Here is a 20046-nt window from a genome sequence, read left to right as displayed (position 1 = left end):
GTGTGTACACGGTAGCCTCGCTTGCGGGAAGGGTTAGGGAGGGGTTCTTTTTATGCATCTTTATTTCGAGTAAGTCCCTATCCTTGTTTAAAACATCCTCAGCCAGCACGTTAGTATTTTCAAAGAATTCATATTACAAACTGCTATGGAAAAAGCAACCTTTGGTGCTGGCTGTTTTTGGGGAGTTGAGGCAGCATTTCGCAAGGTGGAGGGAGTAAAATCAACCTCAGTAGGTTACATGGGTGGACATTTTCCTAACCCGTGTTATTTAGATGTCTTATCGAGAATTACAGGTCATGCGGAAGTCGTGCAGGTGGAGTATGACCCAGAATCTGTAAGTTATGATGATTTGTTGGCGGTTTTTTGGAATATCCATGACCCGACGACTCTCAACCGCCAAGGCGCAGATAAAGGAGAACAATACAGGTCTGTGATATTTTGCCACAACGCGCAGCAGTCAGAAAGAGCGCAGCAATCAAAGGCTAAACTTCAGATGTCGGGAAAATTTGAGCAAAATATTGTCACCCAAATTAAACCTGCGAGTGAATATTATTTAGCCACAGCAGAACATCAGCAGTATTTTGAGAAGAAGGGGCTACGTTAATTGAGTGCTGAGGTGGGAAAAGAATTAATTAACCAAAGTTGAATACAAATAAATACAGATAAATTTGTGAATAGGCAGGTTACAATCAGCCATATCTAATCCATTTGGGTGTTTTTATTACTTCCCTAACAAATATATGGCTTACGTTCACGAAATCAAATTCTTCATAAAAAACGGAAAACTTCACGCAGCCTTGTTTGACAATCCACCTTTTTTCTCTAATGAATTTTGGATTAAAAATGTCACAGCACAAGAGTTAGAAATTGACTCTTTACCCCCCAATGTGATGCTTGAGAAAAAGTATAAAGTTGAAGATTTAGGAATCAAACCTTTTTATGCTTCTAAACCTTTGTTTGATTTCATTGATAAGTTAGCAGAAACAGCTTGGAAAACCGGGACTAGACTTCCATAATTTCTCGTTTAGGGGCTGATAAATAAGAAATATCCAATTTGTAGGGTTGGTTAGGACGCTAGTCTATAACCCACGATAAACTTAAGGATAATGGTGGGTTACGCTGCGCTAACCCACCCTACTATTTTTCCTAGTTCCTCGGCTCCAGCCTAGAAATGACATTTAATCACTTATAATTAAAGTGGGTTGGGTTGAGAAAGAAAAGCAACCTACAAAAATAAATTTTATTATAACTTTTGATTTAAATTAGTAACTTAAGAAAATGCTGGATATAGAGCCTAATTTAGGCAATAATTCTGTAGAAGAAATCTTTCCCGGTGGTAATGATCCGGATTGCTTTGATTGGCAAGAAGCATGGTATCCTGTCCACTACCTCGAAGATTTAGATAAATCGAAACCCACCCCGTTTACGCTGTTGGGCAAAGATATTGTCATTTGGTGGGATAAGCAAAATCAATCTTGGGAAGCTTTTGTAGACCAATGTCCTCACCGTTTAGCACCGCTTTCAGAAGGTAGAATTAACGAAGATGGGCTGTTAGAGTGTCCTTACCACGGTTGGTCTTTCTCTGGAGATGGTCATTGTCAACGCATTCCCCAACAAGTTGCAGGTGGAACAGCAGAGATTTCTAAACGTGCTTGTGCGACATCTTTACCCACCACGGAACGCCAGGGACTATTGTTTGTGTTCGCCGGCAAACCTGAAAATGCGATAAACACCAAAGTTCCGGTGATTGAACCCCTGCAAGAATCTTCTGAGGTTTGGGTGGTAATTAATACTTTTCGAGATGTCCCCTATGATGCCCTGACACTGCTGGAAAATATCCTCGACCCCAGTCATGTAGCCTTCACACATCATACAACGGTGGGTAATAGGAAGAATGCAGCACCTTTGGGACTGGAGGTAGTTGAATCGGGAAAACAAGGATTCAAGGGCATTTGGCAGCACGGTTTACGACCAGACCAGACGGGAAAACTATCGACAACCTTCGTCGCCCCGGCTTTAATGTGGCATGATATTAACTCTGAGCGTGGCAGAGTGATCACAAGTGTTTATGCTACACCTATCCGTAAAGGCGAGTGTCGTTTATTTGCTCGTTTTCCTTTTAAGTTTCCCTCGAAACTACCGGGGTTATTGATTAAGCTCAGACCACGCTGGTACGTTCATATTGGACAAAATGGTGTTTTAGAAGATGACCAAATTTTTCTGCACTATCAGGAACGTTATTTAGCAGCGAAGGGGGGTAGCCCTAATTTTACTAAGGCGTTTTATCTAGCGACTAAAGCTGATAGTTTTGTGTTTGAATTGCGTCAATGGGTGAACCAATACAAGGCTGAACCTTTTCCGGGTGAAAATTTCCCGCCAGCAATACCTAAAGAGCATTTGCTAGAGAGGTATCATTCTCATACTGTCCATTGTGCCAGTTGTCGAGGTGCGATCGCTAATATTAAACGCCTGAGATTTTGGTGTGGAATTATCGCCGTATTGGCTTTAGCAAGTATTCCACTGCTGGGGTTATATTTCGATACTACGTCAGTTGTAGCCGTTGCCCTTGAGACTATCACACCTCTAGCCTTTGGAGCCGCATGGTTAGGACTAACTAAACTGGAGAAGCAATTCTACGAGGGGAGAACTGTACCACCGCGTAACTTGCCGGATTGATACCCAATCCCTACTCCCTACCTGACGGCGTGTTTTTGCAAATCTTCTAGAGAACAGGCTTCGATGGCTCTAGCATGAGTCGCTGCAAGGACAACTGGAGGCGCGACACCAGCTTCTAAAGCTTCTTGCCAACGCGCTGCACATAAACACCAGCGATCGCCTGGCCGTAATCCGGGAAAATTAAATTCGGGAACTGGTGTGCTGAGGTCATTTCCCTGCAATTTGGTATATTCTAAAAATTCTGCTGTGACTTGGGCGCAAACAACGTGCATCCCAAAATCTTGACCACCTGTGTTACAAAACCCGTCGCGGTAATAGCCAGTCATGGGAGATGTACAGCAACTCTCCAGGTCTGTCCCTAGTACGTTTTTTGCATCTGCCATATTTAATTCCTAATTTTTGGGATAATTCTCATCTTAACTTCACGACTCGCGTAACACGTAGCCTACACCACGAACTGTTTGAATTAGGCGCTTGTGACTTTCATCTTCAATTTTGAGGCGTAAGTAGCGAATGTACACTTCTATGACATTCGACTCACCCATAAAGTCGTAACCCCAAACATTTTCCAAAATTTGTTCGCGGGTTAATACTTCACGGGGGTGTTCCATTAAGAATTTTAATAATTCAAATTCTTTCATGGTCAAGTCAATTGTTCGCCCGTTATGTATGGCGCGACGGGTGGCGACATCTAAAATCAAATCCCCAAAGCGTAACTGTTCGCTGGTATCAACGTCAGGTTTTAAATAAAGGCGAATTAACTTCAAAAAGTCTTCTGGGCGATAAGGTTTGAGGACGTAATCATCCGCCCCAGCTTCTAAACAAGCTACCCGGTCATCAACTGTATCTCTGGCCATGAGTACCAGAACAGGGGCGCACATCCCAGCACTTCTGATATTTTTACACAACGAGAGTCCTGATTCTCCTGAGAGCATCCGGTCTACAACAATTAAAGCAGGTTGGCGATCGCGGCAGTATTGTAAACCGCTAGCTGCATCATTAGCCAAAATCGCTTCATAACCGGCTTCTCGCAAATCAAAGGACAGCTGATTTGCTAAACTTTCATCGGTTTCAATCACCAGAACACAGGGACTGTGAGCAGTTGTCATCATAATTTGGAATCTTGGATTGGGGATTTGAGATTATCTAGACGTTCCGAAGAAAGTCCATAAATCAGCTAGATATTGAATTGCGAGTTGTTCTCATGGAGATGCTGAGTGTTGTCACACATTCAGGTATCAGCCATTGAGTAATCAGATGCAATTTTTATCCCTGATTCCTAATTCCATATATTGTTTGAGAATTTGACTGTGGAAGTAGACAGCGATCGCTATATTTAACGAAGCTGATTTATTTGTACTATTATCGCAAGGCGTAAATAGCTATACCAGTTCAAAAATTTCCAAGTTCCAAAATCAAGACTTTTGACTTTTGACTTTTGACTTTTGACTTCCGCCTTGCGGTGCTAGGGTAACTCTACTGATGTTGGTTTGGCGATATGCGGTAGACCCCAACCGAGCTTTTCGCGCAAAATCCGGAAAAATTCCCGTGGTTGCAGACGAATGAATCGGACTTTGTAGGGCGATCGCTCTAAATATACTCGATCCTCTGGGAAAATATAACATCCCCCATTACCATCGACTACCATGATCAGCCGCGGAATATTGACTGGGTAAATATTGACTATTTCTGTATCTGGAAATACCAATGCCCTGGAAGCTAGGGAGTGGGGGCAAATGGGTACTAACTGCAAGACGGGTACACCAGGAGTTATCACAGGCCCACCGGCACTTAATGAATAAGCTGTTGAACCTGTGGGAGTAGAAACTATGACACCATCGGCAGCAATATCCACTGGTGCGTGTCGCCCTACGGCAATTTCAAAATGGCACATCGAAGTTAATGGTTCTCGATGTAAAACCATTTCGTTTAAGCAGAGGGCTTCCCACAGCACGGACTCACCGCGAAACACTTTCACAGTCAGCATGGCTTGTTCTTCAATTTCAAACTCACCCGCCATCGCCTGCTCTATAGCTTGAGGCAGTTGATTGAGATAAGTTTCCGTCAAAAATCCCATGTGACCAGTATTCACCGTTAACAGTGGAATACCAGCCGGAGCGACTTGACGCGAAGCTGCTAAAACAGTGCCATCTCCCCCCAATACCACCGCGAACTTCATTTCTGAGTCAAAACCAGGGGGAGTCAGTCCTTCAATGGGCGTGTGGCACACATAACTATCTGGGTTAGAGTAGCCCAATATACCACCAATGCTTGTGGTGACAATTACATCCCAACCAGCAGAGGTGAGCTTTTCTTCCAATTCGATAGCGATGCGACCCGCTATCGGTTTAACGTCATTGTAAATAATGCCTGCTTTCGGCACACTCAAATATCCAAGATTAAAAGATGCTTTTTACTTCTGTCATCGTGACATACTTTGGGCAATGTAGTCATTAGTCTCCAAAAAAATTAGCTCAAACCCCTGGAGAAGAGGCAGGGGTGCAGGGTGCAGGGTGCAGGGGGGAGAAGACGGTAACTTCCCAATGACCAATGACCAATGACCAATGACTAATGACTAATGACTAATGACTAATAATTCTATTGACTATTGACTTTGGAAGATTGTTTAAACGGAGTTTTTTTGGGCTTCTGTTTTTTGTTTTTCGATTTATTCTTCTCGTAGTCTAGCTCTTTCAGCTTCTTCATAATCCGACTGAAATACTCTTGCAGGTAGGTTTCCAGAGTAGTGGTTTGTCCTTGGTCTAAGCCAAAAACTTGATATACCTCATCCATTGGGGCATTTAACGGTTTACCACTGGCTAATACTTCTGTAAACTCCAATCTGTCGGCAACATTCCACCCCCACTGAAAGAAGCGGATGACACGGCGGATAGTCCGCAGCAAGTTAATTGGCATTCGTGTGATTCTGGCTTCTTTACCAGATAAACGCTCACACAGACCAATGATTTCCTCAGCACTCCAAGCACGAGTACCCACTACCGGGAAAGCTTTTTTCTCTGTTTCTGGCACACTCAAACTGCGAATCGCAAATTTAGCGATGTCCTGAGTGTCCATATAAGCCACGGGCGAAGAATTACCAGTTACCCAAACCGGTTGATTTTCCAAAATGGGAATCCCATATTGACCGATTAAGCCTTGCATAAAGCCAGCCAAGCGTAAAATTGTGTAATTTATCCCCGACTCAGCTAAAAATACTTCTGTACACCGCTTAATTTCCATTAGTGGTACTTCTGGATACTTATCGGCATCAAGAATAGAAAAGAATATAAAACGTTCTACACCCGCAGCTTTGGCAGCTTGAATTAATGCTACCTGTCCATCCCAATCTACTTGTTTAATAGTCAGTGAATCTGTAGCGCGAGATGTGGCAGCATCAATGACTGCGGTGACACCTGACAGCGCTCCTGTGAGGCTTTCGGGGTTACACAAATCTCCCCGCACTAATTCCGCACCCCATTCTTTGAGAAATGCAGCTCTTTTGGTACTCCGCACTAGACAGCGTACTTTATGCCCCTCATCGATAGCACGACGAGCCACTTGTCTTCCTAAGGTGCCAGTGGCACCGACGATTAATAAAGTCATGAGGGTAGTAATAAATTTTTAACTTTTATGAAATGAATCTTAACAGAATTAGCTCTCTAAACAAAAGTTTACGCTATTTTAATAAACTTTGAGGATGGCAGGTAGGCAGGGGAGAAGAGGAAAGGTTGTGAAGCACCAACCGGGAATGTAAAGTAATTTCTAACTCACCCCCGCTCCCTGCTCCCTGCTCCCCTGCCTCTTCAATCCCTGCCTCTTCTGTGAGGATTATTCTTCTGCGCCCTGAATTTTCAGTAACAAAGCACCTAAAGCCCAACCCACGAAGATTAAGCCGAAAGACAATAGTGCTGCATTTAAAATTTCGCCGCCCATTGGTGTGATACTCCTTTAAGAATGGTTGATGAGAGTTCAATCTCCAGGTTTCCCCTGAGATTTCCGGTTTTGGGACTGTTTCACAAGATTGAAGTGATGACTCAAATCTAATTTTCACCAGTCCAATTCAAAAATGCTCACAAATGCTCACATTTTCTTTTTGCTTAAACCTAGTAGTGTAAGCAGTTTAATTTTATGTCTACCAATTGCCTGATGTAGTTTTAGGTAAACTAGCTCTACCAGAAGCTCTACAAAGGCTACTGTTTAATTAGACCTGTGTAAATAATTCTAAACCAGTTTGATGATCAATCTCTAATTTTGGCTGATGGCAGTCACTTAATTACATCATTTTTTAATAATCTTATGTATCAAAGTCATGAATATCAGGCAGTAAATTTACAGAAAAAAAATCGCCCATGTTTGGCGCTGACACTGGGAGATCCGGCGGGAATTGGTCCTGAAGTAATTTTAAAAGCTTTGGCGGATGCAATTATTAGTCAAAACTGCGACGTGACGGTTGTAGGTAGTAAGGATTTGCTGATCCAGGTTTATGAAAGGCTGAATGCCACAGATTTAGCAAATCCAGACGAGTTACAAGTTATGGATGTGCCATTAGATAGGGAAGTTGCCGACAATATTATTATAGGTAGGGGTAATGCGGCTAGTGGTGCGGCGAGTTTTGCCTATATGGAATCTGCGATCGCCTGCACACTTTCCGGTAAGTTTGATGGTATTGTCACAGGCCCCATTGCTAAATCTGCTTGGAAGTTGGCAGGTTACAATTATCCAGGGCAAACGGAACTTTTAGCTGAAAAATCTGGGGTTGACCGCTTCGGGATGTTATTTGTGGCGCGATCGCCTTATACTGGTTGGATACTCCGAACTCTACTTGCTACCACACATATTCCTCTTTGTCAAGTATCCACTACATTAACACCGGAGTTGTTAACGAGAAAATTAGATTTACTGGTGGAGTGTCTAGCAGCAGACTTTGGGTTAAAAAATGGGAGAATTGCGATCGCAGGTTTAAATCCCCACAGTGGCGAACAGGGACAACTGGGAACAGAAGAACAAGATTGGTTAATTCCCTGGTTAGAACAAGAACGGCAAAAACGCCCCAATTTTCAGCTAGATGGACCCATACCACCAGATACAATGTGGGTGAAACCTGGTCAAGCTTGGTATGGTAATGCTGCTATTCAAAATCCTGCCGATGCGTATTTGGCACTTTATCACGACCAAGGCTTAATTCCAGTGAAGTTGATGGCTTTTGACCGCGCCGTTAACACTTCTATTGGTTTACCTTTTGTGCGGACTTCACCAGATCATGGTACAGCATTTGATATTGCCGGTCAGGGAATTGCTGATGCGACAAGTATGAAAGCGGCGATAGAGTTGGCGACTGAGTTAGTTTGTCAAAGGCTGAGGGTTGGTAGTAGAAAGTAACCTTGGTTTTTTCAGCGCTTTCTATCATGGATTTACTGAACCGCAGAGGCGCAGAGTACACAGAGTCAAAACCCCTGTAGAGACATTCCATGGAACGTCTCTACATTTAAATTCATACTTTGTTTGAGCAACGCCTAAATTGATAATCCAGCATCAAACTAATGATTAGTATTGATAAAATTCAATGCTGCTTTAATGTGAATAAACTATAAATATTACTAATGAGTAACTTGAGAAATTAACATTTTACTAATTAGAGTTTTTAGTTCAATATAAAAGTATATTGAAGTTTCTAGATTTTTGTAGGTGAAAATAAATGGTCATCCTGACAGAAAACACTCAAGCTATTAATGTCGGACGTTTGACAGTTCAAACGGTAGAAATTGCCCCTACAACCACTGCTATTCGTTGTCTTGATTGGGATCGAGAGCGTTTTGATGTGGAATTTGTTTTGCGAAATGGAACAACATATAACTCATTTTTAATTGCGGGTGAAAAAACTGCTTTAGTTGACACTTCACATAGCAAATTTGAGGAACTCTATCTTGAGATAGTTACAGGTTTAATTGATCCAAATAAAATAGATTATTTGATTGTTAGCCACACGGAACCAGACCATAGTGGTTTAGTTAAGGATATTTTACAGTTAGCTCCTGAGATTACGGTTGTTGGTTCTAAGGTAGCCATTCAGTTTCTAGAAAATATGGTTCACCAGCCATTTAAATCGCTGGTGGTAAAAAGCGGAGAGCGTTTAGATTTAGGTAATGGTCACAACTTAGAATTTATATCTGCACCTAACTTACACTGGCCGGATACAATTTTAACATACGATCATAAAACAGGTATTCTCTACACCTGCGATGTGTTTGGAATGCACTATTGTGATGACCATACTTATGATGAGAATTTCTCCGCCATCGAAGATGATTTTAAATATTACTATGATTGTCTCATGGGACCGAATGCGCGCTCTGTCTTAGCAGCTTTCAAACGTATTGCCAACTTAGAAATCAAGACAGTTGCTACAGGTCATGGACCCCTCTTACAATATCATATTCACCAATGGTTAAACAAGTATTTAACCTGGAGTTTAGAGCAAGCTAAAACAGAGATATTAGTGGCTTTGTTTTATGCTGAAGATTACGCCTATAGCGAACATTTAGCCTATAGTTTAGGGAATGGATGTACTAAAACAGGTGTGGCTGTAGAATTTATAGATATTAATAGTGCTGAACCACAAGAAGTTAGAGAATTAGTATCTCAAGCTTCTGGGATAGTGATTGCTATGCCATCGCAATATTCAGTTACGGCTCAAGCTGCTTTAAATACTATCTTAGCGGCTGTGCATCAGAAGCAGACAATAGGTTTGTTAGAGTCTGGGGGTGGAGAAGATGAACCTGTTTATCCCTTACGGAATAAGTTTCAAGAGTTAGGATTAGTTGAAGCATTTCCCCCCATTTTAATTAAAGAAACTCCAACAGAAAGCACAGAAAAACTGTGTGAAGAAGCGGGTACAGATATGGGTCAATGGTTGACCCGCGATCGCACCATCAAAAAAAATAAATCCATCAACACAGATTTAGAAAAAGCTTTAGGAAGAATTAGCACTGGGTTATATATTATCACCACCAAAAAAGGTGAAGTTCAAAGTGCAATGTTAGCTTCTTGGGTGATACAAGCAAGTTTAAATCCTTTAGGAGTAGCCGTTGCTGTTTCTAAAGAACGCGCAATTGAATCTTTAATGCAACGAGGCGATCGCTTCGTTTTAAATGTCCTCGGAGAAGATAACTATCAAGGATTAATGAAACATTTTCTCAAGCGTTTTGCTCCCGGTGCAGACCGTTTTGAAGGAGTAAAAACTTATCCAGCAATTAATAATTCCCCCATCCTCGCAGACTCTTTAGCCTATATGGAATGTGAAATCACCAGCCGCATGGATTGTGGCGACCATTGGGTGATTTACAGCACTGTCAAAATCGGCAGAGTCGCCGATGTCAACGGACTGACCACCGTTCATCACCGCAAAATCGGCAATCATTACTAAATCAATGACTAGGAATTTTAGATTTTGGATTTTGGATTTTAGATTGAAACCCCATCCCCAATAGTATGTACAAACCTGTTTTAGAAAACGGCAAAATCTCTGTTTACGAAATTAATCGTGGTCGCATCGTCCGCACGTTGGAATTCATTCAAGATGTGATTGTGATTTCCTTATGTATTGGTTTATTTAGCTTCATGGCTATTGAGGTATGGGATATGTTTCTTTCCCTGCTTCCTCCTTTAGATTTCCATGTTGTTACTGCCGATATCTTGTTTTTGCTCATTTTAGTTGAGTTATTTCGGCTGCTAATTATTTACCTCCAAGAACAACGCATATCTATTGGCGTAGCTGTGGAAGTTTCCATTGTCTCCGCATTAAGAGAAGTGATTGTTAAAGGTGTACTAGAAACAAATTGGAGTCAAGTTTTAGCGACTTGCGCCTTCTTATTAGTGTTGGGAATCCTGTTAATTCTGCGAGTTTGGTTACCTCCTACCTTTGACGGTATTGACCCAGAACAAAAAATATCCCAACACTATCGAAATCGCCATAAACAAGAATTAGGAATTAGGGAATAGCACCGCAGGGCGGAAGTCACGTCGCTGCGCTCCGAATTCAAAATTCAAAATTCAAAATTCAAAGTCAAAAATAAAAAGTCATACCAATTATTTATGAGGATGCGCCGAATAATTATATGAGAAACGTTCGCGCAGCGCATACCGCAAAAGACGCAAAGGACACAAAGAAAGAAAGAATTTTAGCGTAGCTTTACACAGAAATGGTACCAAAAATCAAAGTGTATTAATCCCCCCCATTTACAGGAGATGATTATGACAGTTGCTACATTTAGTCGCCCCAGAGATGTACAAGTGGCAAATATTGGTGAACAAACGCTAATGTTGCGATCGCGTACTTGGGATCGTCTAAAATTTGAAATTGAGTATTCCCGTCAAAAGGGAACTACAGCCAATTCTTATCTGATTCAGGCTGACAAAATAGCTTTAATTGACCCTCCTGGGGAATCTTTCACGGCTATTTACTTAGAAGAACTAGCACAACGTCTTGATTTCATTACTCTTGATTACATTATTCTCGGTCACGTCAACCCCAACCGTCGAGTTACCCTCGAAAAGTTGCTTTCCCTAGCACCCCAAGCTACCTTAATTTGCTCCCGTCCGGCTGCGAATGCTTTGAAAACCGATTTTCCTGAGTGGGAATCACGCATTCAAGCTGTGCGTTTTGAAGATTCTTTGGATTTAGGACAAGGACATCACTTGACATTTATCACAGTTCCTACTCCCCGTTGGCCTGATGGTCTTTGTAGCTACGACCCTGTAAGCAAGATTCTGTACACAGACAAATTTTTTGGCGCGCATATTTGCGAAGATACCTTATTTGATGAAGACTGGAAAACATTAGACGCGGAACGCCATTATTACTTCGACTGTCTCCATGCACCCCAAGCCAAACAAGTTGAAGCAACTTTAGATAAATTGGCGCTGTTGCCAGCTAGATGTTATGCTCCTGGTCATGGTCCAGTGGTGCGTTATAGTCTGAGTCGTTTTACCTATGATTACCGTCAATGGTGTCAAGCACAAAAATCTCAAGATTTAAGCGTCGCTTTACTTTATACTTCTGCTTATGGCAGTACAGCAATTTTAGCTCATGCGATCGCTCAAGGTTTGATTGAAAATGATGTCAATGTCGAATCCATCAACTGTGAACTCGCAGACCCCGCAGATATTACCCGAATAATCGACGCTAGCGATGGATTTATTATCGGTTCTCCCACTTTAGGCGGTCATGCACCCACCCAAATTCAAACCGCTTTAGGTATAGTCCTCTCAACGGCGGCGAAAACTAAGTTAGCTGGGGTGTTTGGTTCCTACGGTTGGAGTGGCGAAGCCATAGATTTAATTGAAGGTAAACTCAAAGATGCTAACTACCGTTTAGGCTTTGACACAATTCGGGTACGCTTTAGCCCTACACAAGAAATTCTCGCACAATGTCAAGCCGCAGGTGCGACTTTTGCCCAAACTTTAAAGAAAACAAAGAAACTACGTACTCCTCGCCAAGTCGTTCCAGAAGCCAAAATCGACCGTACCGAACAAGCTGTAGGCAGAATTATTGGTTCTTTGTGTGTAGTTACAACTCGTGATTTAGAAAACCATAAAGGTATTTTAACTTCATCGGTATCTCAAGCCACATTTAATCCACCAGGAATTATGATTGCTGTTGCTCAAGAACAGAATGCAGACTTAATGCATCAACCTGGAGATAGATTTGTGCTGAATATCCTTAAAGAAGGTAGAAATTTACGACGTTATTTTTTCCGTCAAAGCACATTAGGAGAAAATCCCTTTACCAATCTGGAGACAAAAACTGCTGATAATGGTTGTTTAGTCTTAACTGAAGCATTAGCTTATCTAGAATGTACCGTCACCAACCTACTTGAATGTGGTGATAGATGCATAATTTATGCCATAGTCGAGCAAGGCGAAGTGTTAGAACACGATGGCGTGACTGCCGTTGAACATCGCAAATCAGGTAGCCATTATTAACAGTTATCAGTTATCAGTCAAGAGATATACAGCAGGTTGCAGGTAGATGAAATACAAAGAGCAATAGTGAAACTCTTGTGGGGTGGGCATACTTCGACTAAGCTCAGTACAAGTCTTGCCCGCCCTTGTGTACGGATAAAATTCTATCAGTTGTGCTAGATGAACTCAAACCTAATCCATAGACTATACTCTATGGTCAGACCCAAAAAATGATTATATAAGAATTAATTACAGTAGACATTATCGATTTATTTTGTTAGATATTTCCTTTTTGGGAAATATAACGGTAAGATAAACATAATATTAAGCAAAAATAAAATTCCCTTATCTAGAATCATTAGCTAACTGAGAGCCAAGCTAACTTTGCTCCCAGAATTGATAATTTGTGCTATCAATACAGAGGTTAATTTTATGGCTCAGTTTCTCCTGGAGACTGTTTGGCTAGTTCCTTTCTATGCCTTAACAGGTGGACTTTTAGCAATTCCCTGGTCGCCGGGAATCATTCGCAAAACAGGATCAAGACCAGCCGGTTATGTCAATTTAATCATGACATTTTTGGCATTAGTTCATAGTGTCTTAGCTTTCCAATGTACCTGGAATCAACCACCCCAAGAAATATTTATTCCTTGGCTATCTACCGCAGGTTTAAACCTCACAATTTCCTTAGAAATCTCTTCGGTTAGCGTGGGCGCAATGGTGATAGTAACTGGCTTAAATTTCTTAGCGCAAATTTTTGCCCTGGGTTACATGGAAATGGATTGGGGTTGGGGACGCTTCTATTCTTTATTGGGATTATTTGAAGCGGGATTATGTGCTTTATGTTTGTGCAATAATCTGTTTTTCAGCTATGTAATTTTGGAAGTCCTAACATTAGGAACATATCTATTAGTCGGCTTATGGTTTAGTCAACCTTTGGTAGTCACTGGTGCTAGAGATGCTTTCTTAACCAAGCGGGTAGGAGACTTATTCTTACTAATGGGAGTCTTGGGTTTATGGACTTTATCAGGTACTTGGGATTATACAGAATTAGCTGCATGGGCAAATAATGCTCAAGTAGATCCCACTGTGATTACATTAGTAGGTTTAGCATTAGTTGCGGGGCCGATGGGTAAATGCGCTCAATTTCCTTTGCATTTGTGGTTAGATGAAGCGATGGAAGGCCCTGTTCCCAGTACAATTTTGCGGAACTCGGTAGTAGTTGCGAGTGGTGCATGGGTATTAATTAAACTGCAACCTGTATTAACTTTATCACCTGTGGTTTCATCGTTTATTATCGCTATCGGTGTGGTGACTGCTGTCGGTGCATCTTTAATTGCGATCGCACAAATTGACATGAAACGCTGCTTATCTTATTCTGTTAGTGCTTACATGGGCTTAGTATTTATTGCTGTAGGCACACAACAAGAAGAAACAGCACTATTGTTAGTACTTACCCATGCTTTAGCTTCAGCATTATTGGTCATGAGTACCGGCGGTATTGTTTGGAATAGCATCACCCAAGATGTCACTCAACTGGGAGGACTGTGGACACGTCGCCCCATTTCTGGGTTAGCTTTCATGGTGGGGACATTAGGATTAATTGCTTTTCCCCCATTAGGTAGCTTTTGGGCTTTGGTAAAATTAGCTGATGGACTGTGGGAAACTTCCCCTTGGTTAGTGGGAGTGATTATTTTAGTCAACGCCTTAACAGCATTCAGTTTAACCAGAGAATTTGGCTTAATTTTCGGTGGTAAAGCTAAACAAATGAGTGAGCGATCGCCTGAAGTTCACTGGCCGATGATCATGCCCATGATGATTTTATTTGGCTTGGTGTTGCATTTGCCTTTAGTGTTACAAAGCTTATCAATATTACCTGATTGGGCAAGTTTGAATAAAGATGTCGTACTATTACTCATTTGGTCAAGTATTTTTGGTTGTAGCATTAGCGCCGTCATTTATTTAGGCAATATTCCCAAACCAATCCGCCTTCCTTGGAAACCCTTACAAGACTTATTTGCTTACGATTTTTACACCCCCAAACTTTATCGCGTCACCATCATTTTCGGCGTTGCCCAACTTTCCAAATTTGCTGATATGGTTGACCGCTTCATAGTTGATGGCATCGTGAATTTAGTCGGGTTATTTTCCCTATTAGGTGGCGAAGGTTTAAAATATAGTACCACTGGACAGACCCAAACTTATGCCTTCACCGTACTTTTAGGAGTAGGCGTTTTATGTGCCTGGATAACTTGGCCATTCTGGAAAATACAGTTTTTAGATTTAATGTTTTAAGACTGCACCAATCACGCAACAACTCTCCAAAACTCTCATTCCTCTGTGTCCTCTCTACGAGACGCTGCGCGAACTGCGTCTCTGCGGTTCGTTCCCTCATAATTTTGCATAAATTCTAGTCCATCACCAATTCCCAAATTAATATGTTGAGTTTTCTGATTTGGATACCAATTCTCAGCGCTGTAATTATCGGGTTTTTACCCAGTAAACTCGTTCCAGCTAGTCGCATTCGCTTAGTATCTTTAATCGTAGCAGGCATAGTTTTATGCTGGAATCTGTTTATTTTGCTGAAATTCGATATCAGCACTCCAGGGATGCAATTTGAAGAATATTTACCGTGGAATGAAACCTTGGGTTTGACTTATCAACTAGGGGTTGATGGGTTATCAATTTTGATGTTGATACTTAATAGTTTACTCACCTGGATTGCTATTTACAGCAGTGATAAAGAAACTGAACGCCCACGACTTTTTTACGCCCTAATTTTATTTATTAGTGGTGGCGTTGCTGGGGCATTTTTAGCAGAAAACTTGTTGTTATTCTTCTTATTCTACGAACTAGAATTAATTCCCTTCTACTTATTAATTTCAATTTGGGGAGGAGAAAAACGGGCTTATGCTGGCATCAAGTTCTTAATTTATACTGCTGTTTCCGGTGCTTTCATTTTAGCCACCTTCTTAGGTCTGGTATTCCTCACTGGTGCAAACAGTTTTGCCTTCGATGCTGTATCTACCCAAAATATTTCCGCAGGTTTACAACTCGTCCTCCTGATAGGAATTATTATCGGCTTTGGAATTAAAATACCTCTCGTTCCCTTCCATACTTGGCTACCTGATGCTTATGTTGAAGCTTCCGCACCCATTGCGATTTTATTAGGTGGCGTGTTGGCGAAGTTGGGAACCTATGGACTGTTACGCTTTGGGATGGGAATGTTTCCCGAAGCTTGGACTGTGGTTGCACCAACTTTAGCTATTTGGGGGGCTGTTAGTGCAATTTATGGGGCGGTAATTGCGATCGCGCAAACAGACATCAAGCGCATGGTAGCATACAGTTCCATCGGTCACATGGGTTATGTATTGCTAGCTAGCGCCTCTAGCACAGCTTTAGCACTAGTGGGTGCAATTGCTCAAATGTTCAGCCACGGTTTAATTTTGGCAATTCTCTTCCACCTAGTGGGAGTCATAGAATCCAAAGTTGGTACACGTGAATTAGATAAACTCAACGGCTTAATGAGTCCTATTCGCGGTTTACCTTTTATTAGCGCCCTACTGGTTCTCAGTGGGATGGCTAGTGCGGGAATTCCCGGTTTAACAGGATTTGTGGCGGAATTTATTGTATTTCAAGGTAGTTTCTCAGCCTTTCCCTTACCCACACTATTATGTGTAGCATCTAGCGGCTTAACAGCAGTGTATTTCGTTATTCTCCTCAACCGCACCTGTTTTGGCAAGTTGGATAATAATTTAGCTTACTACCCCAAGGTTGTCTGGGCGGAAAAGATTCCGGCTATAGTTTTGGCGGTTCTAATTATCTTTTTGGGTGTACAACCGACTTGGTTAGTGCGTTGGAGTGAAACTACAACTACAGCTATGGTGGCGACAATTACTCCTATGGAAAAAACTGTGGTTGCTCAAGTTACTGTGAAGTAATTAGCAGGATATGAAAATGAGCGAACCGCCAAGTCGCCCGCGCGCAGCGATGCCCGCAAGGGCTGTAGAGCGCCAAGGGAGAAATTAAATTTAAAATCAAAATTTAGAGGCAATAGCAATGGTACAAACTCCAGAAAAATCTACTAGTAAATTACCTCCTTCTCAACATGAATTTGCTGATATCATTCATCGGCTAGAAGCAGGTGGTTCGATGTTACCAGATACACCTGAAAATTTAAAACAAATTATCGGCATTTATAAAGCTTATGCTGTACCGATGGATTTTTACTGGCGTAATTTGCTTTATATCGCCGAACGAGAATTTTTAAATCCTTTGCCCTTTTTTAAATACTTCTTGCCGAAGGAGTATTTGGAATTGCATAATCATTATGCTGGTGATGATGCAGAATTAAGAGTTTGGCGCGGTGAAGCAACTGCACATCCTGAACTTTTGGCATTTATGGAAAAGGGTGAAACCTTGAAAATGCCTAAGTTATTGCATCACTTATTCCATGACCGCATCAATATGGAATTTGCTGAAGCTTGTATGCGGGCTATGTTTTGGCACAGGGGAATGGGTGGGAAATTTGACCCTTATTTAGATAGTCCAGAATATATAGCCAACGCTGATAAAGCTATCAAAGCTTATTTCCAAGGAAACCCCGTAATGTTGGGGCTTTATAAACTGTTCCCAGATATGTTTTTAGAACAGTGTCGCCAAATGTCTTACTATTCTAATTTGGGGCTATTCTGGGAAGTCATGGCTCCGGTATTTTTTGAAATGTCAGATTTATATGACGAAGGAAAAATTACCACTGTCCCAGAAGCGATGAATTTTCTGGTAAATGGCATTTTTGCAGTCGCAAGTCGTCCAATTTACCATCATGTTTATATCCGTGGTGAATGCTACGAAATCGTTCCCAAATCTGAAGGTTTTGTCTGGTTGTATGAAGCTGCGTTACCTTATGTAGAAGCTGTTTTTTATCGGACAGCACCTTTTAGGGGAACAAAATCTTATAATGCTCAAGCGGGTCAAGTACCAAATAAGCAAGAAGATTTCCACTATGGTATTCTCTATGCTGATGTATTTCCGGTGGGAACAGCAGGTATTCCCCCAACATTATTAATGCAAGATATGCTGCATTTCTTGCCAGATTATCTGATTGAAGATTACAAAAAACATTGCCGAGGCGAAGATGATATGTTGATTCAGTTGGGAATTACTTTTCAACGGTCAATGTACAATGTTACATCTGCGGTAATTCAAGCATTACGCACAGCATTACATCATCCTTTAGATGACCCTGATCCTGAGCATTTACAAGCCAATAGAGACTTTTATGAGGCGCAGTTAAATCGCTTTACTCGGACTGATTACGGTATGCGTAATGCTGCCCGTTTAGGTGATATTCAAAGCCAGGATTATCGCTAAAATTGATCCAGTTCATTTTTCTGAGTCAGGTAGTGGAGGGCGGGCAGGATGCCCACCCCACAACATTTATAATATTATTGGCAAGTGCTATCTTTAAAACTGCCAGTGTCAATCTTGGATGATTAAGTTACTTTTAATTAAGTGTTTTTGCATAGCCACAATTACAGCTTGAGAGCGATCGCTTACTTCTAATTTATGTAAAATAGCATGAACATGAACTCTCACCGTTCCAGTAGTAATATATAATGCCAAAGCAATTTCTTGGTTAGTTTTTCCGGCTGCCAAAAATGACAAAATTTCTTGTTCACGCTGAGTCAGAGGATTGGCTGCTTTGGAGAGATTTTCCCCATCCGGTTCAGAAGCAAAAGTAGAACGAATTTCCTGTGTTGCGGTTTCATCCCACCAAGATGCACCCATAGCCACAGAACGCAGTGCTAATACTAATTTTTCCGCAGCAATTCCTTTGAGACAATAACCTTGAGCGCCAGACGCAATCAACCGCGAAATCAGGGTTTTTTGGGAATGGGAAGTTAAAACTAAGATTGGTAAAAGAGGATTTTGCTGTTTGATTTGTTTACACGCCTCAAGTCCGCCAATTCCTGGTAATCCCACATCCAACAGCACTACATCCAAAGTGTGTTGACTAACTAACTCAATCGCAGTTTCACCATCTTCAGCTTCAGCTACAATCTCTAACCCAATCTCTTCTTGCAATCGCACGCGCAAGCCTAAACGAAATAGTTCATCATCCTCAACTAGGAGAATTTTGATGGGGGTAGACAGCATCTCACACAGTTAGAGAGGACTGGAACGGGTATACAGGAAGCTTAAAAGCAAACATAGCTCCAACGGGTAATATGTTCTCTGCCCAGATTATACCGCCGTGGGCTGTAATAATTTGGCGAGATAGATAAAGTCCTAATCCTGAGCCTTTGGTTTGGCGTTGGCTATGTCCTTGATAAAATCGTTCAAATAAATGGGAAAACTCTTCGGGCTGCATACCCGCACCTGTATCCAAAATTTTTACAACTTGATAGGCAGATTGCGATTCTAACACAACTTCCACACGGCCATTGCGGGGCGTATGGTTAATTGCATTCACTAAAAGATTGATTAAGACTCGTTCTAATTGTAAAGCATCACCTTCCACCCACAAAGATTGTCGCCAATCGGATTCACCATAATTAACACAGAGATATACACGCCGATTTGCGGCTAACTCGGTGAGAGTACCAGCCGCTTCTTCTGTCAGCAGAGCTAAATCTACAGGTGCTAAGTTAAGTTCTAAGCCTTCAGTATCATTACGATAGATATCTAATAAAGTTTGTAACAATTGCAGTGAAGTTTGATGACTACGCGCCATTGTGGCTAAAACTTTTTGCTGTGCTGGTAATACAGGGCCAAATTTTTCAGCTTCAAAGGCTTTGAGAGTTTCAATTGCACCTAATAACGGCGTTTTCAGGTCGTGGGTAAGTGTTGAAGCAAAATCTTCTCGGACTCTGACTAATTCTGCTTGTGCTTCTAGTTTGGCACGAGTTAAGGCGATCGCATCTTCAGAACGGCGCAGGCGATCGCTCAACATACCTGTGACAATCAACGCCATTGCTGCGATCGCTCTACTAGCAATTGTCGAAGCCTTAATCATTTTACCTCCTGGCAATACAAGATTCAACATAGTTAAAAACACAGCCGCAATGGTAACTTTAAAAGTTGCACGCCTTCCCAACCAAGCATTTGTCAATAAAATCGGACCTGTGTACAGATACCCAAAAACGTAAGGAATCGGTGTAGAAAACTCCAGCACAATCACAAATATATATAAGCCAGCGATGATTAAATATCTGCCCCAACGCGATTCTTGATTAAAACCTTTAGTTATAAAATGTCTCATCCAATAAATTACGTATTACTAATTAAATGTCCAATTGTTAGTTTTCTGTGAGTGCGATGACGCGCAAAATGATATAGCATCCCTATTTTATTTATTTTATTATATTTGACCTATTAAGAGAATTGTTTAGAGCATTTAGCTAAAAATAA

At 41.5% G+C, this 20046-nt stretch carries 17 protein-coding genes; 10 read left to right on the top strand and 7 right to left on the bottom strand.

The window, feature by feature from the left end:
* Positions 1–145: 145 nt before the first annotated feature.
* The 3 genes from msrA (at position 146) to AACX33_RS13710 (ending at position 2676) form a co-directional block, all read left to right on the top strand.
* Entirely contained in the window at positions 146–604 is a 459-nt protein-coding gene (gene msrA, locus AACX33_RS13720) for a peptide-methionine (S)-S-oxide reductase MsrA (protein WP_194002323.1), read from the top strand.
* A gap of 136 nt (positions 605–740) precedes the next feature.
* Positions 741–1016: a hypothetical protein gene (locus AACX33_RS13715; RefSeq protein ID WP_194002321.1), complete on the top strand. Its 276-nt coding sequence runs from the start codon at positions 741–743 to the stop codon at positions 1014–1016.
* A 262-nt stretch (positions 1017–1278) separates the two neighbouring features.
* Entirely contained in the window at positions 1279–2676 is a 1398-nt protein-coding gene (locus AACX33_RS13710; protein WP_194002319.1) for an aromatic ring-hydroxylating dioxygenase subunit alpha, read from the top strand.
* A gap of 17 nt (positions 2677–2693) precedes the next feature.
* Here the strand turns inward: AACX33_RS13710 and AACX33_RS13705 are convergent, their stop codons facing one another.
* The 5 genes from AACX33_RS13705 to petM all read right to left on the bottom strand — a co-directional run bounded on the left by AACX33_RS13705 (position 2694) and on the right by petM (position 6609).
* Positions 2694–3059, bottom strand: a complete 366-nt coding sequence (locus AACX33_RS13705; protein ID WP_194002317.1) for a DUF2237 family protein — start codon at positions 3057–3059, stop codon at positions 2694–2696.
* Positions 3060–3098: 39 nt separating this feature from the next.
* Positions 3099–3785, bottom strand: a complete 687-nt coding sequence (gene nblR / locus AACX33_RS13700) for a response regulator transcription factor NblR (RefSeq protein WP_194002413.1) — start codon at positions 3783–3785, stop codon at positions 3099–3101.
* A 356-nt stretch (positions 3786–4141) separates the two neighbouring features.
* The gene (locus AACX33_RS13695; RefSeq protein WP_194002315.1) at positions 4142–5059 is read right to left on the bottom strand and encodes an NAD(+) kinase; all 918 of its coding nucleotides are present in this window, start codon (positions 5057–5059) and stop codon (positions 4142–4144) included.
* A 215-nt stretch (positions 5060–5274) separates the two neighbouring features.
* Positions 5275–6279: an SDR family oxidoreductase gene (locus AACX33_RS13690; protein ID WP_194002313.1), complete on the bottom strand. Its 1005-nt coding sequence runs from the start codon at positions 6277–6279 to the stop codon at positions 5275–5277.
* A gap of 225 nt (positions 6280–6504) precedes the next feature.
* Positions 6505–6609: a cytochrome b6-f complex subunit PetM gene (petM, locus tag AACX33_RS13685; RefSeq protein WP_006199111.1), complete on the bottom strand. Its 105-nt coding sequence runs from the start codon at positions 6607–6609 to the stop codon at positions 6505–6507.
* 363 nt (positions 6610–6972) lie between these two features.
* Here petM and pdxA point away from each other — a divergent pair, with 363 nt between their 5' ends.
* The 7 genes from pdxA to AACX33_RS13650 all read left to right on the top strand — a co-directional run bounded on the left by pdxA (position 6973) and on the right by AACX33_RS13650 (position 18006).
* The gene (gene pdxA / locus AACX33_RS13680; RefSeq protein WP_194002311.1) at positions 6973–8055 is read left to right on the top strand and encodes a 4-hydroxythreonine-4-phosphate dehydrogenase PdxA; all 1083 of its coding nucleotides are present in this window, start codon (positions 6973–6975) and stop codon (positions 8053–8055) included.
* Positions 8056–8371: 316 nt separating this feature from the next.
* Positions 8372–10099: a diflavin flavoprotein gene (locus AACX33_RS13675; protein ID WP_194002309.1), complete on the top strand. Its 1728-nt coding sequence runs from the start codon at positions 8372–8374 to the stop codon at positions 10097–10099.
* Positions 10100–10164: 65 nt separating this feature from the next.
* A complete protein-coding gene (locus tag AACX33_RS13670) occupies positions 10165–10674 on the top strand; it encodes a phosphate-starvation-inducible PsiE family protein (RefSeq protein ID WP_194002307.1) in 510 nt (169 codons plus the stop codon).
* 252 nt (positions 10675–10926) lie between these two features.
* The gene (locus AACX33_RS13665) at positions 10927–12657 is read left to right on the top strand and encodes a diflavin flavoprotein (protein WP_194002305.1); all 1731 of its coding nucleotides are present in this window, start codon (positions 10927–10929) and stop codon (positions 12655–12657) included.
* 411 nt (positions 12658–13068) lie between these two features.
* Positions 13069–14928, top strand: a complete 1860-nt coding sequence (locus tag AACX33_RS13660) for an NAD(P)H-quinone oxidoreductase subunit F (RefSeq protein ID WP_194002303.1) — start codon at positions 13069–13071, stop codon at positions 14926–14928.
* Positions 14929–15071: 143 nt separating this feature from the next.
* Positions 15072–16574 (top strand): NADH-quinone oxidoreductase subunit M, encoded by a 1503-nt coding sequence (locus AACX33_RS13655; protein WP_194002301.1) that lies wholly within the window; start codon positions 15072–15074, stop codon positions 16572–16574.
* A 118-nt stretch (positions 16575–16692) separates the two neighbouring features.
* Entirely contained in the window at positions 16693–18006 is a 1314-nt protein-coding gene (locus AACX33_RS13650; RefSeq protein WP_194002299.1) for a CO2 hydration protein, read from the top strand.
* Between the two features lie 108 nt (positions 18007–18114).
* Here the strand turns inward: AACX33_RS13650 and AACX33_RS13645 are convergent, their stop codons facing one another.
* On the bottom strand, positions 18115–18792 hold the full coding sequence (locus AACX33_RS13645) for a response regulator transcription factor (protein ID WP_194002297.1): 678 nt from the start codon (positions 18790–18792) through the stop codon (positions 18115–18117).
* Position 18793: 1 nt separating this feature from the next.
* The gene (locus AACX33_RS13640; protein WP_194002295.1) at positions 18794–19897 is read right to left on the bottom strand and encodes a sensor histidine kinase; all 1104 of its coding nucleotides are present in this window, start codon (positions 19895–19897) and stop codon (positions 18794–18796) included.
* Between the last annotated feature and the right edge of the window lie 149 nt (positions 19898–20046).

The organism is Nodularia sp. LEGE 04288 (assembly GCF_963896525.1).
Classification (GTDB): Bacteria; Cyanobacteriota; Cyanobacteriia; order Cyanobacteriales; family Nostocaceae; genus Nodularia.
The sequence above is the reverse complement of the archived record's forward strand: the minus strand, read 5'-3'. Positions and strand labels throughout refer to the sequence as shown.

Bases quoted from the DNA above. Each gene is read 5' to 3' on its own strand.
- nblR (WP_194002413.1), bottom strand. From the start codon at position 3,785: ATGACAACTGCTCACAGTCCCTGTGTTCTGGTGATTGAAACCGATGAA.
- AACX33_RS13665 (WP_194002305.1), top strand. From the start codon at position 10,927: ATGACAGTTGCTACATTTAGTCGCCCCAGAGATGTACAAGTGGCAAAT.
- AACX33_RS13670 (WP_194002307.1), top strand. From the start codon at position 10,165: ATGTACAAACCTGTTTTAGAAAACGGCAAAATCTCTGTTTACGAAATT.
- pdxA (WP_194002311.1), top strand. From the start codon at position 6,973: ATGTATCAAAGTCATGAATATCAGGCAGTAAATTTACAGAAAAAAAAT.
- AACX33_RS13690 (WP_194002313.1), bottom strand. From the start codon at position 6,279: ATGACTTTATTAATCGTCGGTGCCACTGGCACCTTAGGAAGACAAGTG.
- msrA (WP_194002323.1), top strand. From the start codon at position 146: ATGGAAAAAGCAACCTTTGGTGCTGGCTGTTTTTGGGGAGTTGAGGCA.
- AACX33_RS13650 (WP_194002299.1), top strand. From the start codon at position 16,693: ATGGTACAAACTCCAGAAAAATCTACTAGTAAATTACCTCCTTCTCAA.
- AACX33_RS13710 (WP_194002319.1), top strand. From the start codon at position 1,279: ATGCTGGATATAGAGCCTAATTTAGGCAATAATTCTGTAGAAGAAATC.
- AACX33_RS13645 (WP_194002297.1), bottom strand. From the start codon at position 18,792: ATGCTGTCTACCCCCATCAAAATTCTCCTAGTTGAGGATGATGAACTA.
- AACX33_RS13675 (WP_194002309.1), top strand. From the start codon at position 8,372: ATGGTCATCCTGACAGAAAACACTCAAGCTATTAATGTCGGACGTTTG.
- AACX33_RS13705 (WP_194002317.1), bottom strand. From the start codon at position 3,059: ATGGCAGATGCAAAAAACGTACTAGGGACAGACCTGGAGAGTTGCTGT.
- AACX33_RS13655 (WP_194002301.1), top strand. From the start codon at position 15,072: ATGTTGAGTTTTCTGATTTGGATACCAATTCTCAGCGCTGTAATTATC.
- petM (WP_006199111.1), bottom strand. From the start codon at position 6,609: ATGGGCGGCGAAATTTTAAATGCAGCACTATTGTCTTTCGGCTTAATC.
- AACX33_RS13660 (WP_194002303.1), top strand. From the start codon at position 13,069: ATGGCTCAGTTTCTCCTGGAGACTGTTTGGCTAGTTCCTTTCTATGCC.
- AACX33_RS13715 (WP_194002321.1), top strand. From the start codon at position 741: ATGGCTTACGTTCACGAAATCAAATTCTTCATAAAAAACGGAAAACTT.
- AACX33_RS13640 (WP_194002295.1), bottom strand. From the start codon at position 19,897: ATGAGACATTTTATAACTAAAGGTTTTAATCAAGAATCGCGTTGGGGC.